Annotated in this window: 12 protein-coding genes; 5 read left to right on the forward strand and 7 right to left on the reverse strand. The window is 72.7% G+C overall.

Translation table 11 applies throughout. From position 1 onward, the window contains the following. Window positions 1-129 precede the first annotated feature (129 nt). Window positions 130-1,746, forward strand: coding sequence for a vanadium-dependent haloperoxidase (locus LZG04_RS16965; RefSeq protein WP_233818031.1), 1,617 nt, complete (start codon window positions 130-132; stop codon window positions 1,744-1,746). A 19-nt stretch (window positions 1,747-1,765) separates the two neighbouring features. Here the strand turns inward: LZG04_RS16965 and LZG04_RS16970 are convergent, their stop codons facing one another. The 6 genes from LZG04_RS16970 to LZG04_RS16995 all read right to left on the reverse strand — a co-directional run bounded on the left by LZG04_RS16970 (window position 1,766) and on the right by LZG04_RS16995 (window position 12,167). Further along, window positions 1,766-4,003, reverse strand: coding sequence for a glycosyl hydrolase (locus LZG04_RS16970; protein WP_233818033.1), 2,238 nt, complete (start codon window positions 4,001-4,003; stop codon window positions 1,766-1,768). A gap of 181 nt (window positions 4,004-4,184) precedes the next feature. Then, the gene (locus tag LZG04_RS16975; RefSeq protein ID WP_233818035.1) at window positions 4,185-6,794 is read right to left on the reverse strand and encodes a CBM35 domain-containing protein; all 2,610 of its coding nucleotides are present in this window, start codon (window positions 6,792-6,794) and stop codon (window positions 4,185-4,187) included. Between the two features lie 38 nt (window positions 6,795-6,832). After that, window positions 6,833-8,179, reverse strand: a complete 1,347-nt coding sequence (locus LZG04_RS16980; RefSeq protein WP_233818038.1) for a sugar ABC transporter substrate-binding protein — start codon at window positions 8,177-8,179, stop codon at window positions 6,833-6,835. A 36-nt stretch (window positions 8,180-8,215) separates the two neighbouring features. After that, the gene (locus LZG04_RS16985; RefSeq protein ID WP_233818040.1) at window positions 8,216-9,106 is read right to left on the reverse strand and encodes a carbohydrate ABC transporter permease; all 891 of its coding nucleotides are present in this window, start codon (window positions 9,104-9,106) and stop codon (window positions 8,216-8,218) included. 11 nt (window positions 9,107-9,117) lie between these two features. Beyond that, window positions 9,118-10,005, reverse strand: coding sequence for a carbohydrate ABC transporter permease (locus tag LZG04_RS16990; protein WP_233818042.1), 888 nt, complete (start codon window positions 10,003-10,005; stop codon window positions 9,118-9,120). Beyond that, window positions 10,002-12,167 (reverse strand): alpha-galactosidase, encoded by a 2,166-nt coding sequence (locus LZG04_RS16995; protein WP_233818044.1) that lies wholly within the window; start codon window positions 12,165-12,167, stop codon window positions 10,002-10,004. Before LZG04_RS16995 ends, LZG04_RS16990 begins: the two co-directional genes overlap by 4 nt. Window positions 12,168-12,339: 172 nt before the next feature. Here LZG04_RS16995 and LZG04_RS17000 point away from each other — a divergent pair, with 172 nt between their 5' ends. The 3 genes from LZG04_RS17000 (at window position 12,340) to LZG04_RS17010 (ending at window position 14,799) form a co-directional block, all read left to right on the forward strand. Further along, entirely contained in the window at window positions 12,340-13,368 is a 1,029-nt protein-coding gene (locus LZG04_RS17000) for a LacI family DNA-binding transcriptional regulator (protein WP_233818046.1), read from the forward strand. Window positions 13,369-13,434: 66 nt separating this feature from the next. Beyond that, complete coding sequence (locus LZG04_RS17005; RefSeq protein WP_233818048.1) at window positions 13,435-13,920, forward strand: hypothetical protein; 486 nt, start codon at window positions 13,435-13,437, stop codon at window positions 13,918-13,920. A gap of 39 nt (window positions 13,921-13,959) precedes the next feature. After that, window positions 13,960-14,799: a hypothetical protein gene (locus LZG04_RS17010; RefSeq protein WP_233818050.1), complete on the forward strand. Its 840-nt coding sequence runs from the start codon at window positions 13,960-13,962 to the stop codon at window positions 14,797-14,799. Here LZG04_RS17010 and LZG04_RS17015 read toward each other — a convergent pair. After that, window positions 14,796-14,969, reverse strand: coding sequence for a hypothetical protein (locus LZG04_RS17015; RefSeq protein ID WP_233818052.1), 174 nt, complete (start codon window positions 14,967-14,969; stop codon window positions 14,796-14,798). The genes LZG04_RS17010 and LZG04_RS17015 overlap by 4 nt on opposite strands. A 42-nt stretch (window positions 14,970-15,011) precedes the next feature. Here LZG04_RS17015 and LZG04_RS17020 point away from each other — a divergent pair, with 42 nt between their 5' ends. Beyond that, window positions 15,012-15,845, forward strand: a complete 834-nt coding sequence (locus LZG04_RS17020; RefSeq protein WP_233818054.1) for an NYN domain-containing protein — start codon at window positions 15,012-15,014, stop codon at window positions 15,843-15,845. The last annotated feature ends 353 nt before the right edge of the window (window positions 15,846-16,198 follow it).

Consider the following 16,198-nt stretch of genomic DNA (forward strand, 5'->3'; position numbering starts at 1 on the left):
GTTACGGTCGGAGCCGTCCCAGGTCACCTCAGGGCCGGACGGCGGGGCGGCGGCGCGGTGTCCTCGCCCGGCGACCACCGGTTCGTCGCGGTGGGAACCGGCGTCCCTGACAACCCACAGGAGAACCCCGTGCCAGCGAAGGACGCCCTGAGCCGACGTGCGGTCCTGGCCGCTTTGGGCACGGCCGGCCTGACCACCGGCCTGCCCGGGCTCGCCGCCGCGGCGCCCGGTCGTGGCGAACCGCCCGACCTGCCGGAGTCCCGGGTCGAGCGGTCCTACCGCATCCGGGAGCGGGCCGCGGCCCGCCGGCGCTCCGCGCCGCTGCCCCTGCACCGGGACAACGGCGACGAGTCGGCCCACCCCGACCGCATCGGCAACTACGCCAAGGGCCTGCCGCACGACGAGCTGGGACGCGTGGACCGCGAAGCGTACGACATCATGGTGGAGACGGTGTCCGGTGACGAGCCGGGCGACTTCGAGGGCATCCCCCTGGGCGGGCCGGTAGGCTTGACCAACCCCCACGCCGCCTTCACCCACACCCTCGTGGGCGCCGACTCCCACCACCTCGGGCTGCGACCGCCGCCGTCGTTCGCCTCCGCCGCGACCGCCGCCGAACTGGTCGAGCTGTACTGGCAGGCGCTGTGCCGCGACATCCCGTTCGCCCACTACGACAGGCACCCGCTCACCATCGCCGCGTGCCACGACCTGTCCCGCCTCACCGACCACACCGGCCCGACCACCGACCGGCGCGTCACCCCCGCGACCCTCTTCCGCGCCACGCTGCCCGGCACGCTGCGCGGCCCCTACCTCTCGCAGTTCCTCCTGCACGACGTGCCGTTCGGCCCGACCACGATCAGGCAGACCTACCGCGTCACCACGCCCGGCGACGACCACATGACCGAGTACGACGAGTGGCTGCGCGTCGTCCGCGGCCAACCGCCCCGCGGCGAGAACGCCTACGACGCCACGCCGCGGTACCTGCGCAACGGCCGTGACCTCGCCGAGTACTCCCACCAGAACTTCTCCTACCAGCCCTACCTGATGGCCGTGCTGCTGCTCATCACCCGGGGCCGCGACGCCTGGGACCGCAACAACCCCTACCTGCACTCCAAGACCCAGCCGGGGGTGACCTTCGACTGGTCGCACCCGCTCGACGTCGTCGCCCGCGTCGCCGTCGCCGCGCAGAAGGCCTCGTGGTTCCAGAAGTGGTGCGTGCACCGCAGGCTGCGCCCGGAGGAGTTCGCCGGTCACGTGCACAACCACCGGCGCGGCAAGGCGTCCTACCCGCTGCACCCGCAACTGTTCGACTCCGAGGCACCGCACCGCGTCCACGCCGGGCACGGCTCGTTCCTGCTGCCGATGGCCTACCCCGAGGGCTGCCCGACCCACCCCTCCTACACCGCCGCGCACGCCACGGTCGCCGGCGCCTGCGCCACGGTCCTCAAGGCCTTCTACGACGAGTCGTACGTGCTGCCCGACCCGGTCGAGCCGAGCCCCGACGGGTTGTCGCTGCGCCCCTACCGCGGCCAGGCCCTCACCATCGGCGGCGAGCTGGACAAGCTCGCGTTCAACGTCGCCTACGGGCGCAACTTCGCGGGCGTGCACTGGCGTTCGGACACCACCGCCGGGCTGCACCTGGGCGAACAGGTCGCCGAGAGCATCCTCACGGACCTGAGGCTCACCCTGACCGAGCGGTTCGAGGGCTTCACCTTCACCCGCTTCGACGGCACCACCGCGATCGTCTGACGGCTGTCGCGGTGGTCGCTCAGGGGACGACGGTCTCGTAGATGCCCCGGCCGAAGGTGGCGGCGACGAGTCGGTGGTGGCGGCCGTCGTACTCGATGTCGTCCACCGCGACCCGGGGCAGGCCGTGGCCCAGGCGCAGCCAGTGTCCGGTGGCGAGGGTGTTGCCGACGAACACGCCCTGGTCCGTGGCCGCGTAGAGCTGCCCCGCGCGGCCCAGGACGATGTCGTTGACCGGGGCGGAGGGCAGGTTGCCCGAGATGTCGGCCCACCGCGTGCCCGCCGAGCGGGTCATCAGGACGTGCGGCAGGCCGGAGCCCGAGCGGTACCCCGACAGCGTCACGTAAGCCGTGGCCGGGTCGTGGTCGGACACCGCGACCCGGGTCACCCACGGTTGGCCGTCGAGCACCTTCGCCCAGGTGGCACCCAGGTCGCGGGTGAGCCACACGCGGCCGTCGTCGGTGCCCACCCAGATGGTGCGCGGGTCGGACGGCGCGGCGGCGACGGTGGTGATCGTGCCGTACGGGTAGGTGTCCTGGCCCGGGCCGCCGGTCAGGTCCGGGCTGATCGGGGTCCACGTCACGCCGTTGTCGGCGGAGCGGTTGAGCCGGTTGCCGCCGTAGTACAGGACGTCGGGGTTCGACGGGTCGAACTGCACCGGGGTGAACCAGTTGCGCCGCTCGGCGGTGGTCGCCGGGGTGAGGAACGCCATCGTGGTGCCGCCGTCGGTGGAGCGGAAGCAGTTGCCGTACTGGTAGCAGGCGAAGACGTTGTCCTCGGCGCGCGGGTTGATGATGTTCTCCTCGCCGTCGCCGCCGAGGTACTCGTTGAACGCCGGACCGCCCCACGAGCGCAGCGAGCCGTTGTCCTGGGTGCCGCCGGAGACCCGCGTGACGTCCTGCGGGGTGATCGCCACGCTGTAGAACTGCGTCCACGGCTCGTGCTCGGCCTTGGTCCAGCCACCGTCGCCGTCGGCGTCCGACCGGTACACGCCCCCGTCGTTGCCCAGGTAGACCCGCGCCGGGTGGCGGCGGTCCCAGACCATGGCGTGGTGGTCGACGTGGGTCGACGTGTCGTCCGCGGTCCACGTCCCGCCGCCGTCGTGCGTGGTCAGCAGCGCCACGCCGGCGACGTGCACGTGCCGGGCGTCGTCCGGGTCGACCCAGACCTTGCCGAACCACCAGCCGAAGCTCGACTGCGAGGACTTGAGCACGTCCGGTTCGGGCAGCCGCGTCCACCGGTCGCCCGCGTCGGCCGAGGCGTAGAAGCCGGCGAACGGGCCCGCGGTGCTGCTGACGATCGCGTACAGCCTGCCTGGCTCGGACGTCGAGACGCCGAGGCCGATGCGTCCGACGTCGGGACCGGCGGGCGGCAGGCCACCGGCGAGCCGTTGCCAGGTCAGGCCGCCGTCGACGGACCGGTACACGCCGGAGCCCTCACCGCCGTAGGTCCGCTTCACCGGGGTGCGCCGGTGGTCCCACAGCACCGCGTACACCCGTTGCGGGTCGGCCGGGTCGATCTGCACGTCGACCGCGCCGGTGAACTCGTTCGGCACGTCGAGCACCCGCTGCCACCGGCCGCCGGCGTCGGTGGACAGGTACACCCCGCGGTCGCCGCCCGGGCTGTAGAGCGACCCGGTGGCGGCGACGAACAGCCGGTCCGGGTTCGCCGGGTCGATCGCGATGGCGCCGACCGCGCCGGAGTCGCGCAAGCCGACGTGCCGCCACGTCGTGCCGCCGTCCGTCGAACGGTGGACGCCGGTCCCCTCGTAGGTCACGCTGCCGCCGCCCGGGTTCGGCTCGCCGGTGCCGACGTACAGCGTGCCGTCGCCCGCGGTGGCGACCGCGCCCATGGCCTGGGTGGCGTCGTCCGGCCACGCGGGCGCGAACGTGCGACCCGCGTCGGTGGACCGCCACAGCCCACCGCCGGCCGCGGCGGCGTACACGGTGTCGGGGCGACGCGGGTCCAGCGCGAGGCTCACGACCCGGCCGCCGACGTTGGTCGGACCGATCGACCGCCACCGCGCCCCGACCGCCGGGATCCGTTCGGCCTGGGCGGCGGCCAGGTCGTGCGCGTGCCGCGGGATGGTGTCGCCGCGGACGGCCTTCTGGAGGAACCGGTGCTCGGCCGGCGCCGACGGCCCCCGGACCGGCCGGTACTCGCCCGGCTGCCCGGTGCCGGGCCGATCGGCGGCGAGCGCGGGCACGGGCGAGAGCAGCATCAGCGCACCGGCGACGACCAGCAGGCGGCGAACTCGCATCGGGAACCCCCAGGCGGTGGACCACGGCAAGGCCGTCGCGGACGCTAGGGGAAGCGGTGACACCGACGACACCGGTGATCGTGGGTGGTTCTTGACAGTTGACCCCGGCCCACTGGTCGGCGCCACGTCGAAGGCGGGTGACCCCCGGCCGGATGGGGATCCGGCCGGGGGTGCTCCGACCTCAGCGCCGCGGCGTGACCGAGGTCGTCGCGACGAGCGGGGCGAGTTGGACCCAGTCGACGTTCGGACCCCAGCCGGTGGCGTTGCCGAAGGTCAGCGCGCCGCCGTCGGTGGTGAGGTCCAGCGGTGAGGTCTCGGCCCAGAACCCGTCCCAGGTGTAGTTGTGGCGGTAGGGCGCACGGGTCGTGCCGCCGCCCGCCTCGGTGGCGTCCAGGTACCTGGTGATCGCGTCGGTGTTGTACGGGTGGCCGGTGTTCTTCTCGGCCTGGGCGTACGCGACGGTCAGGTTGTACTGGCCCGCCTCGCGCAGCGCGTCCGGCCGGGCCACGGTCAGCGTGCCGCCGTTGCCGAGGTAGCCGACGTACGAACCGCCGGAGGCCCACCGGCCGGGCGCGGTCGCCGCCGCGCCGCCCAGCTGCCCGCTCTCCGCCTCGACCCGGACCGCGAGCCGGTCGGCCGCCGTGTCGCGGACCTGGGTGAGCGCGCCCAGGACCAGCGGGGTGCGGCCCTCGTTGGACAGCACCACCTCGGTGACGCCCGCCTTGAGGTGCACCGTCGTGGTGCCCGTCCACGCGCCGGCCCGGTCGGTGGTCAGGTCGCCGCCGGCGACGCGGCGGTCGGACAGGGTCAGGCCGAGCTTGCCGCGACCGGCCCCGAACCACGTGGTGGACAACGCGTAGTAGCCGTCCTCGGCGGCCGAGACGTAGGTGGTGACCGCATCGCCCGGCGTCAAGACCACGGCGTTGGGCACGAGGGCGCGCAGGGCGCGGACCCCGCGGTCGACGGAGCCGCCGGTGCGGCGCGAGTCGGACAGCTGGTAGGTCACCCGCTCCGGGCTGGTGACCTCGGTGAGGTCGAGGCGGTCCAGCGCGACGTCCGAGGGCGCGCCGAGGAAACCGGTGGGTTCGCTGGTGCGCAGGGAGATGCGGTGCCGACCGGCGGTGAGCTGGACCGGCGTGTCGAGCCGGCCCCGGTACTGCCAGTTCAGCGTGGCGGGGAAGGTGAGGGTCGCGCGGTGGGAGTCGTCGACGTAGAGGGCCTGCCGGCCGACGAACCCGCCCGTGCCGTACAGCACGCCCAGCCGGTACGTCCCGGTGCGCGGCACGTCGACCTCGACCGTGACGCGGGAACCGGCGTTGTTCATGTAGCCGACGTCCTTGCCGCCGGACGTGGTGTACCGCCAGCCCGACGGGTCCGACTGGTCGACGACCCGGGCGTTCTCCACCAGGCCGGATTCGGCTTCGTGGCTCGAGGTCCACGGCGCGTTCGCGGCCGGGGCCGGCGCCAGGCCGGCCGGGGTGACGATCACCTGGTAAGCGGCCAGGGGGTCGCCGCCGGGCACCTTGACGGTGATCTTGCCGTCGGAGACCCGGACACGGGAGGCCGCCACCACCGGCGGCTGGCCGGCGTCGCCCTCGTAGCCCGACCAGGTGGTCTTGGACACGCGCACGTCGACGTGACCGCCGAACGTCTTGCGGTCCAGGCCCGTGACGGCGACGTCCACCGGGTTGGCGGTGCCGCCGAGCAGGACGGTGGCCTCGGCGTCGCCGCGGTCGAGGGTGGCCAGGCCTTGCAGGGTGTCGCGGGTGCTGGGTTTGGGCGAGGTGACGCGGACCGTGTCACCGGACAGGTCGGCGTACCACTTGGTCAGCCACCAGCCGCCGTTGGCGCGGCCCGTGCGCACGGCCTGGTCGCTGAGGTTGCCGGCCAGCGACCAGTACGCCATCTGCCCGTCGACCTTGGTGTCCTCCAGCATGGTGATCCACTGGATCAACTGGCCGGGCACGGAGGTGTCGCGGCGGTTGGTGTACTCGGTGATGTTGATCGGCAGCGGGCCGATGCCGAGGGACTTCTCCATGGCCCGGTAGTCGTCGTAGTGGGCGCGGTAGTGGTTGAGGGAGTCCGGGCTGAGCTCGTGCCAGGTGACGATGTCGGGCAGCACGTCGTTCGCCTTGGCGTAGGTGAGGAAGTCGCGCAGCCTGCCGGGGTTGTAACTGGCCTCGCCGGGTCCGTCGATGCGCGCGTTCGGCAGCACCGACTTGACGGTCCGGTAGACCTTGGTCCAGTCGGCGAGGAACCTGTCCTTCTTCGTCGCCCAGTCGCCGTACCAGATCCAGTCCGGCTCGTTGAAGATCGTCCACACGAACCGGTCGCGGTCGGGTCGGGCGGCGACCTTCTCCAACTGCGGGCGCAGCCGGGCGAGGTAGTCGTCGATGCCCAGGTCCTGGTAGGGCCAGGCGCTGTAGATGTCCTGGGAGTTGATGAAGACGTCGGCCCCTCCGGAGGCGAACAGGTCGTCGGCCACGACGAGCGCGTCACCGTTGGGGTGCTGCTCACCGTCCGGCGGCTTCTGGGCGATGGTGCGGGGCTTCATGCCCGCGATGAGGTCGCGCGAGGGCACACCGGGGTCGCCCAGGCCGTAGAGGATGCCGGTCGCACCGCCGCGGAACGCGCCGGTCGAGTCGGCGAGGTCCACGCGCAGGGTCTCGGCGGTGGGCGCGGGTTGGGCGGCGGCGGTCGGCGAGCCGGGGATCGGGGACAGGGCGGCCAGCACCAGCGCGGCGGTCACCGCGACGGTGGTGGTCCGGGATCTTGCGGATCGGTGTCGCATCAGTGCTCCACGGGGTTGTGGTTGCCGGGGACGGGCGGTCAGCGGAACAGCGCGTTGACCTGTTCGTTGGCCTGGGTCAACGAGGCGGGGTCGGCCTGGGAGGTCAGCACGGCGTCGATGGCGGGCCCCATGACGGCGGCGACCTCCGGTGCGTGGTCGGTGATCGGGAACAGGTGGGTGGCGCCTTCGTCGAGGGGCTTGGTGAAGGCGGTGATGTCCACGCCCTTGGCGGCGAACGTCTCCTTGGCCACGGCGAGCGCCTCGGGCAGGGCCGGGAACACCACGGCCTTCTCCCCCACGGTCTTCTGGCACTCGGCGGAGGCGAGGTGCTTGACCCACTTCCAGGCGCCGTCGCGGTTGTCCGTGCCGGTGTAGATGGAGTCGGCCAGGCCGTTGAAGATGGTCGCGCGCTTGCCGGACGGGCCGGTCGGGGTGGGCGCGACGCCGACGTCCACACCGTCGTGGCCGAAGTAGGCGTTGATCATCCAGGAGCCGTTGGTGCTCAACGCGTACTTGCCCGCGCCGAAGGCGTCGTTGACGCTGGAGCCGGAGCGGGCCGTGGCCAGGCTCGGCAGGTAGCCCTTGTCGATCAGGCCCCGGTACCAGGCCATGGTCTGCTGGAAGCGGGGGTCGTCGTAGTTGAACTCCGTGCCCCACGGGTTCTTGTCGGTGTAGGTCCAGCCGGTGCTCAGCGCGTACATGCTCCACATCTGCTGGCCCACGCCCGCGCCGTTGTTCTCGTCCAAGCCCAACCCGTGCACGGCCACCTTGGACTTGTCGAACCCGGGCTCGTCGCCGCGCACCCCGTTGGCGTCCACGGTGAGCCGGGCGATGAGCTTCTCGTAGGTGCCGCCGTCCTGCGGGTTCCAGGTGAGGTTCGCCAGGTCGGCCTCGGCGACGCCCGCGTCGGCGAGCATCTTCTTGTTGTAGAACAGCGCGACGGTGTCGAAGTCCTTGGGCAGGCCGTAGCGCTTGCCGTCCTGGGCGGTCCACAGGTCGGCCAGGCCCTCGGGGTAGACGTCGGTGGGCACGGCGTCGCGGGAGACGAACTCGTCCAGCGGCAGCAACTGGTTCTTGGCGGCGTAGGTCGGGTAGTAGTTGAGGTGGTTGGTGAACACGTCCGGAGCGGTACCCGCGACCAGGTCGGTGGTCAGCTTGTTCCAGTAGTCGGCCCAGCCGAACTGCTCGATCTTGACGGTGGTGCCGGGGTTGGCCTGCTGGAACGAGGTGGCGCACGCCTGGTAGGCGGGCAGTTGGTTGGCGTCCCACAGCCAGTAGGTGATCTCGCTGGAGCCGCTGCCGCCACCCGGCGCGCCCGCGCAGCCGGCGAGCGCCAACGAGACGGCGGCGGCCAGTGCGGCCGGCTTGGACAACTTGTTGTGCACGGTGAAAACTCCTTTGTCCCACCCGCGTCGGGACGGCTACTTGATGCCGGAGAACTGGATGGAGTCGACGATCCGGCGCCCGAAGGCGACGAACAGCGTGATGACCGGCAGCGCCGCGAGCAGGGTGGCGGCCATGAGGCCGGCCCAGTCGGGACTGCCCTGCGGGGTCTGGGAGCGGAACACGCCCAGCGCCACCGTGAGGACGCGCACGCCCTCACCCTGGCCGACCAGCAGCGGCCAGAAGTACTCGTTCCACGCGGTGATGTAGGCCAGCAGCGCCAGCGTGGTCAGCGGGGCCCGGCTCATCGGCAGCACGATCCGGAAGAAGATCCTCGGGTGCCCGGCGCCGTCGATGCGCGCGGCCTCCTCGACCTCGCGGCTGATGCCGAGCAGGAACTGGCGCATGAAGAACACCGCGAACGGCGTCATGAAGAAGAACGGCAGCACGACGGCCGCGTAGGTGTTGAGCAGCTCGAGGTCGCGCATCAGCACGAAGTTGGGCAGCGCGGTGAAGATCGGCGGGATCATCAGCGCGGTGAGGAAGACGAAGAACACCGCGTCACGCCCGCGCCAGCGCAGCCGCGCGAACGCGTAGGCGGCCATCGAGCTGAACAGCACCTGGCCCGCGGTGATGAGGGTCGAGGTGAGCACCGAGTTCAGCAGGTAGCGCCAGAAGTCGATCGACGCGCCCGACCCGCCCTGCGCGCGGGCCTCCTCCAGCGACGCCAGGCCGAGCACGCGCTCGAACGCGCCCAGCGTGAACCCGGCGGGCAGCAGCGAGCCGGCGTCGGCCGCCAACGCCCGGTTGTCCGAAAGGGACACGCGCAGCATCCAGTAGAACGGGAACAGCGTGATCAGCACCAGCAGGGTCAGCACCACCCAGCCCAGCGCCCGCCGCCAGGTCGGGCCGATCGCGGTCGAGGTCATCACCGGCTCCTTCAGTCCAGGTCCGAGCTGCCCGCGCGCAGCAGGCGCAGCTGCGCCACCGCCAAGCCGGCCAGGATGACGAACAGCACGACCGACAGCGCGGCCGCGTAGCCGAAGTCGAACTGCTGGAACGCCTTCTCGTAGATGTAGAAGTAGATGACCCGGGTGGCGTCCACCGGGCCGCCCTTGGTGGTGACGGCGACGGTGTCGAAGATCTGGAACGAGCCGATCACGGTCAGCACCAGCACCATGGCCAGCACCGGCCGCAGCAGCGGCAGCGTGACGCTGCGGAAGACCCGCCACTCCGACGCGCCGTCGATCGCCGCGGCCTCGTACACCGACTTGGGGATGGCCTGGAGGCCGGCGAAGAGCAGCAGGGCCGTGTAGCCCATGTGCCGCCACACGTTGACCAGCGCGATGGTCGGGATGGCCGTGGACGTTTCGCCGAAGAACGCCACCGGGTCGACGCCGACCCACGACAACACCGCGTTCACGATGCCCAGCTGGGCGTCGAGCATGTTGTACCAGACCAGCGCGACCACGACGTTGGCGATCAGGTACGGCAGCAACAGCAGGCCCCGCACGAGCGACGACTTGGTCAGCCGGTGCATCAGCACCGCGATGAGCAGCGCCACGGCGGTCTGCACGCCGATGTTGATCACGACGTACTCGACGGTGACCAGCAGCGCGTTGCCGAACCTGGCGTCGCCGAACGCGGCCCGGTAGTTCTGCGCGCCCACCCAGTTCGGCGCGGCCAGCAGGCTGTAGTCGGTGAAGCTCAGGTAGAACGTCTGCAACGCGGGCCACGCGTAGAACAGCACGAAGCCGAAGCCCGCGGGCAGCAGGAACAGCAGGGCCACCCGGAGGTCGCCGCGCCGGGCCGGGTGTGCGGCGGTCATGAGCGCTCCTCCCGCACCAGGTGCAGCAGCAGGGCCTGCTCGGGGTGCAGCGGCGGGACCTGGACACCCACCTCGGCCAGCTCCCGCCCGGACAGGCGCGCGCCGGTGGCCAGCCAGGGCACCCCGACCAGGGCCGTGGACGGCGGCAGGTCGGCGTGGTCGACGGGGCGGACGGTGAACCGGGCGCCGGGCGGCAAGCCGGGCAGGGTCACCCGGCCGGGCGAGGTGGTCGTCCCCGACGCGATCGCGACGACGGCGAACAACGCCTGCGCCTCGTCATCGGACACCACGCCGTGGACCAGGACCGCCGGGTCCGGCGAGTCCGCGCGCACCACCCGCCCACGGTGCAACCAGCCGCGTACCCGCTGGTAGAACCGCACCCAGCGCGCCAGCTCGGCCAGCTCCGCCGGGTCGGCCGCGACCAGGTCCCACTCGATGCCGAAGTGGCCGAACAGCGCGGTGATCGCGCGGAAGGCCAGGTCGTGCCTGCGCCCGGTGGTGTGCGACCGGGCCGCGCCGACGTGCGAGCCGATCAGCTCGGGCGGCAGCAACAGCCCGGTCCAGCGCTGGATGCCCTGCCGGTCCAGGGCGTCGATGCAGTCGCTGGCCCACACCCGGTCGGTGCGCTCCAGGATGCCCAGGTCCACCCGCGACCCGCCGGAGGAGCAGGACTCGACCTCCAGGCCGGGGTGGCGGCGGCGCAGCTCGTCGAGCAGGCCGTAGGCGGCCAGCGTCTGGGCGTGCACCGCGGCACGACCGGTGCGCGAGTCGCCCGCGTCGACCAGGTCGCGGTTGTGGTCCCACTTGAGGTAGGCGATCCGGTACTCGGTCACCAGGGCGTCCAAGCGCTCCAGCAGGTGGGCCCGCACCTGCGGGCGGGTCAGGTCGAGCACGTACTGGCCGCGCACCAGCGGCGGACGGCGGGCACCCGTGGACAGGATCCAGTCGGGGTGCGCCCGCAGCAGGTCGGAGTCGGCGCTGACCATCTCCGGCTCGACCCACAGCCCGAACTCCAGGCCCAGCGAGCGGACGTGGTCGACCAGCGGGTGCAGGCCGTCGGGCCACACCGACTCGTCGACGTACCAGTCGCCCAGACCCGCGGTGTCGTCACGCCGGTTGCGGAACCAGCCGTCGTCGAGCACGAACAGCTCCGCGCCCACCTCCGCGCCGCGGTCGGCCAGGGCGCGCAGCCGGTCGAGCTCGTGGTCGTGGTACACCGCCTCCCACGTGTTGAGCACGACGCGACGCGGGCCGCCCGGGTGGTGGGGCCTCGACCGCAGGTGGCGGTGGAAGCGGGCGGACAGCTCGTCCAGGCCGTCGCCGCAGGAGCCGAACACCTCGGGGGTCGTGTAGGTCTCCCCCGGCGCCAGGCGCACCTCGCCGTCGAGCAGCAGCTCGCCGCCGCCGATCACGGCCTCGCCGGTGGGCACGCGTTCGGCGTAGGTGCGGTGGTTGCCGCTCCAGGCGACGTGCACGCCCCACACCCGGCCCCGGCGGAACCCGAACCCGCGCTCCCCCGCGACCAGGACCAGCGTGGCGTCCGACCCGGTCCGACCGCGCCGGCTGTCCCGCACGTGCGCCTCCACGCCGAACGGCCTGCGCTGCGGCGTGCGCTCGCGCCCCCAGCGCCCGGTGAGGTCGAGCAGCTCGTCGGCGCGCGCGGGCAGGGGCAGGGCCAGCACGAGCCCGTCGAGGGTGTAGGTGGTGTCACCGGTGTTGCGCACGGTGGCCCGCAGCCGCACCAGACCCGCGGGCGTCAGCCCGATCTCCAGGTCCAGGGCGAGCCCGGCGTCCAGGTCGGTGGCGTGGACCAGGCACGAACCGCCGTCCTCGACCACGCTCTCGACGGAGAACAGCGGCGACCAGTCGCGGCCGTCCCGGTGGCCCCGCAGACCGGGTGCGCCCGGCCAGGCGGTCGCGTGCTCGGGGATCACCGCCACGGCCGCCGGCTCGTCGGTCGCGTTCGGCACCACCGCGGGCACGCTGACCGAGGCCAACGCCTCCACGTCGGCGTCCGGACCGAGGTCGACGCCCCAGTGCAGGACGTGCGGCAACCGGGAGCCCTCACAGCGCAACACCAGGCTGACGCCGTCGGCGCGCAGGTGGACGATCCGGTCGGCGACCTCGACGGCCGGTGCGGTGACCAGCGGAGCACGGGACACGCAGGCCCTCCTGGAATCGGTCGGGTCTTACATTGAACGTTCCATGGAAGATGTCAGCAGGGTCACGTTCGGGTCAACGGTGTCGCCGGTAACGAGTCCGCAACATTGATCGTTCAATGTGCCCGGGTCGTCACGTTCGGTGAATCATGACCGGGTGCAGGGAGGTGGCCTCGTGCCCAGAGGCGGATCGGACCAGGGGAAGCGACGCGTCAGCATCGTCGACGTCGCCGCCGCCGCGGGCGTGTCCCGGCAGACCGTGTCCAACGTGCTCAACGGCCGCGACGAGTACTACTCGGCCGTGACGCACGAGAAGGTCACGGCCGCCATGCGGGAGCTGGGCTACCAGCCCAACCGCGCGGCGCAGACCCTGCGCTCCCGGCGCACCATGCAGCTCGGCTACCACATCTTCGGCGAGCAGCTGGACCGCGCGCAGGGCTTCACCCTGCACTTCCTGCTCTCCCTGGTCAAAGCCGGCGCCGACGTCGACCACCAGGTGCTGGTGTTCACCCACCGCCGCGACGACCCGCTCGGCGTGTTCAAGGACCTCGTCGCCCGGCACGCCGTGGACGCCGTCATCCTGTCGGAGTCCAGCGTCGAGGACGAGCGGGCGCGCTTCCTCGCCGACAGCGGCATCCCCTTCGCCTGCCTCGGCCGCCTCGCGCCCGACCTGCCCCAGCACTGGGTGGACGTCGACAACGCGGCGGGCATGAGCGCGGTGGTGGACCTGCTCGTCGCCGAAGGCCACCGGCGGTTCGCCTACCTCGGGCCCGACGGCGACCAGTACTGGAAGGCCGAACGCCTCGACGGCTTCGTCCGGCGCACCGCCGACCACGGGATCCGGGTGCCCAAGACGTCGCTCTTCCGCGGCCCTCACCAGGACATCCGCCGCCGCACGCGGCAACTGCTCGGCGGCAAGAACCCGCCCAGCGCCATCGTGACCGGCAGCGACGCCATCGCCGCCGTGGTCGTCAACGTCGCGCACTCCCTGGGCCTGCGGGTCGGCACCGACCTGGCGGTCACCGGCTTCGACGGCGGCGCCGTCGAACTGGTCACCGAACCCACCCTGACCACCGCCCGCATCCCCGTCGAACGCATCTCCCGCGAACTGGTCGCCCGCTGCCTGCGCCAGGTCGAGCACGGACGCGACGACGAACCCGGTCTCCTGCTGCCCACCGAACTCGTGCGCGGCGGCAGCGCCTGACCAGGTGCTCGCCGGTCCGGCGGCAAAGCCCGTCCGGGCCGACCGCGGTGCCGGTACCGTCCGGTCATGGCCGGTGGTGGTTTCGTGGAGGTGCACCCGGCGGGGCGTGGGCCCAACGTGGTGTGGCGGGTGGTCAGCGTGGTGATCGCGGGCGTCGGGCCGGTGATCGCGGCGTTCGGGTACGGCGACGACGGGATCGAGTCCGGGCAGTTGGTCGTCGGCGGGGTGCTGTCGTTGTTCCTCGTGCCGGTCGGGATCGGGGTGTGGCGCGGGGCCACGCGGGCCCGGCGGCGGTTGTTGCGGCTCGACGCGGTCGGGTTGCCCGCGACCGGGTTGGTCCTCGCGACGAGGAGCGACGGTGGCGAGATGCCGGAGATCGTCGTCACCGTGCGGATCAGCGGGCCGGACGTGCCGGCGTTCGACACGACCGTCACCGTCCGCTTCGACCCGGTCATCCGGCCCGGCTACGAGCTGACGGTGCTGGTCGACCCGGACGACGGCACGTTCCTGATCCGCGACTTCGACGACGCCGACTTCGTGCCGGGGAGCTGACGCCCCACCCGACGGCCGGAACGGCCCCTACCCGGTCGGGTGGGGATCGCGATCCTGTGCGCGCTGACGGGTGCGGTGCTGAGCGCGGTGGGCGCGGCACTGCAGCACAGCGGCGTGCGGGACGTCGGCGACCTCACCGTGCGCGGGTTCACCCGGCTCGCGCGCAACCGGCGGTGGTTGCTCGGGTTCTCGGTGCCGGCGGTCGCGGCCGTGTTGCAGGTACTGGCCCTGGCGTTGGCCCCGGTGACCGTGGTGGCACCGCTGGCCGTGCTGTCGCTGCCGATCATCGCGGCGATCGGGGTGCGCCGGGTGACGCCGGATTCCGCGGTGGCCGTCCTGGCGGCGACGGGCGGGGTGGCCGCGTTCGTCGCGGTCGCCGCGCGGTCCGCCGTGACGACGGACGTGGCGCCGGCCGTGGCGCTGCGGGCCGGTCAGGTGGTCGCCGTCGTGGTGTGCGCGTTCGTCGTCGTCGGCGCTTCGCGCAGCGGCACGGCGCGGGCGCCGGCGCTCGCGGCCGGCGCGGGTGTGGCGTACGGCCTGGTGGCCGTGCTGGTGCGGGACGTGGCGACCTCGTTGCCGAGGCTGTCGTGGGTGTCGTTCATCGGGCCGGCGGTGGCGTTCCTGGTCGGCGCGTCGCTGATCCGGCTGGGGTACGCGAGCGGCCCGGCGGACCTGGTGGTGGCCGGGCAGACGGTGGTGAACCCGATCGTCGCCGCGGGCATCGGCGTGGTGCTGCTGGACGAGACCCCGACCGCCGACCGGGGCGCGGTGGTGGCGCTGACCGGGAGCGCCGCCGTGTCGTTGACGGGCATCGCCGCACTCGCCCGCTTCCACCACCGTCGTCTCGCGGCGCGGGGCCGTGCGCCGACGGGCGGCTAGGCCGGGTCCATCCCGCCGGCGCTGTCGGGGGTCGACTCGTCCGGTGCGGTGTTGGCGGAGTCCGACTGGTCGTCGGCGTAGGTCGGCCGGGTGTGCTCGTCGGCGAAGTCCGGCTCCTCCTCCATGGCGGCCGCGGTGACGGGGTCTGGTTCGGGTGTGGTCACCGCCATGGTGTATCCCTTCGCTGACGGCCCAAACCAGCAGGGGAGATCGTGCGCATCGGGGTGTTCTACGACGGGACGTGGTTCGCGTACCTGAGCGATTACTACGCCACCGCCCATCCGCGGGCGGCCCGGATCGCGCTGGACGGGCTGCACGACGCGTTGCGCTGGTACCTGCACACCGAGACCGGCACGGCCCTCGAAGACTGCGTGGTGCGGGAGGCGCACTACGTGCGCGGCCGCATCGAGACGCCGGCGGCGTCGTTCGACGGGGCCCTGGCCGCCGCCGGCGTCACCCGGCACGACCTCCCGCTGCACGGCGGCAAGGAGAAGGGCGTCGACGTCCACTTCGCGCTGGAGGCGTGGGAGCGCGCGACCACCGTGCCGTTGCAGTGGGTCGTGCTGATCACCGGCGACGCCGACTTCACGCCGCTGGCCACCCGGCTGACCGGTCGGGGCGTGGGCGTGGTGGTGCCGGTCGTGGACGACCGGTCGGCCCCCGAGGCGCTGCCCGCCTGGACGCCCCGCAGTGCCGCGCCGCTGCGGGCGGCGGCGACGCTGACGCCGTCGTTCGACGACCTGTTCGCGCCCGCCGACCGCGCCGACTACCCGTTGAGCCGCCCGTTCGTCCGGTCCAGCGAGGTGGTGGCCTCACCCGCGGGCACGCCGCGCGGCCGTCGGCGCGGGACGGTGACCGGGTGGAAGGCCGGGCAGGCGCACGGCTTCATCACCGACACCCGCGGCGGCTCGTGGTACGCCTCGCGCGACGACCTGCCGGTAGGCGTGGCAATGCTGCCCACCGGCACGGCGGTGTCGTTCACCGGGTCGCCGGTGCCGTCGCCGGGCCGCAAGTACCCCCGGGCGGAGTCCATCCGGTTCGAGTGACCGGTCAGCTCGCGGTGCAGGACGCCGTCGGGGCGGTGTTCGCGCCGCGCGACGAGGTGCTCGCACCCGTGGCGAGGCTGTCGTGGTAGCTCGCGCTGCGTGCCGTCACGGTCGACCCGCCGGTGGTGACGGCCTGCCCGTCGGCGAAGGTCCACGTGACGGTCCAGCCCTTGCTCGGCGACGTCCCCGCGGTGGGCCGGGTCGAAGTCGGCGACCACGTCGAGGATCGGGTCGGAGTCGCCGCTCCACGACCACGCCAGGTAGCCCGGACCGCGTGCCTGGGCCTCGCGGACGATCGTCTTGTCGTCCACCTCGCCGGAGGCGAACCTCCACCCGAACTCGCCGACGACCAG

It is taken from the genome of Saccharothrix sp. S26 (genome assembly GCF_021390395.1).
Taxonomy (GTDB): Bacteria; Actinomycetota; Actinomycetes; order Mycobacteriales; family Pseudonocardiaceae; genus Actinosynnema.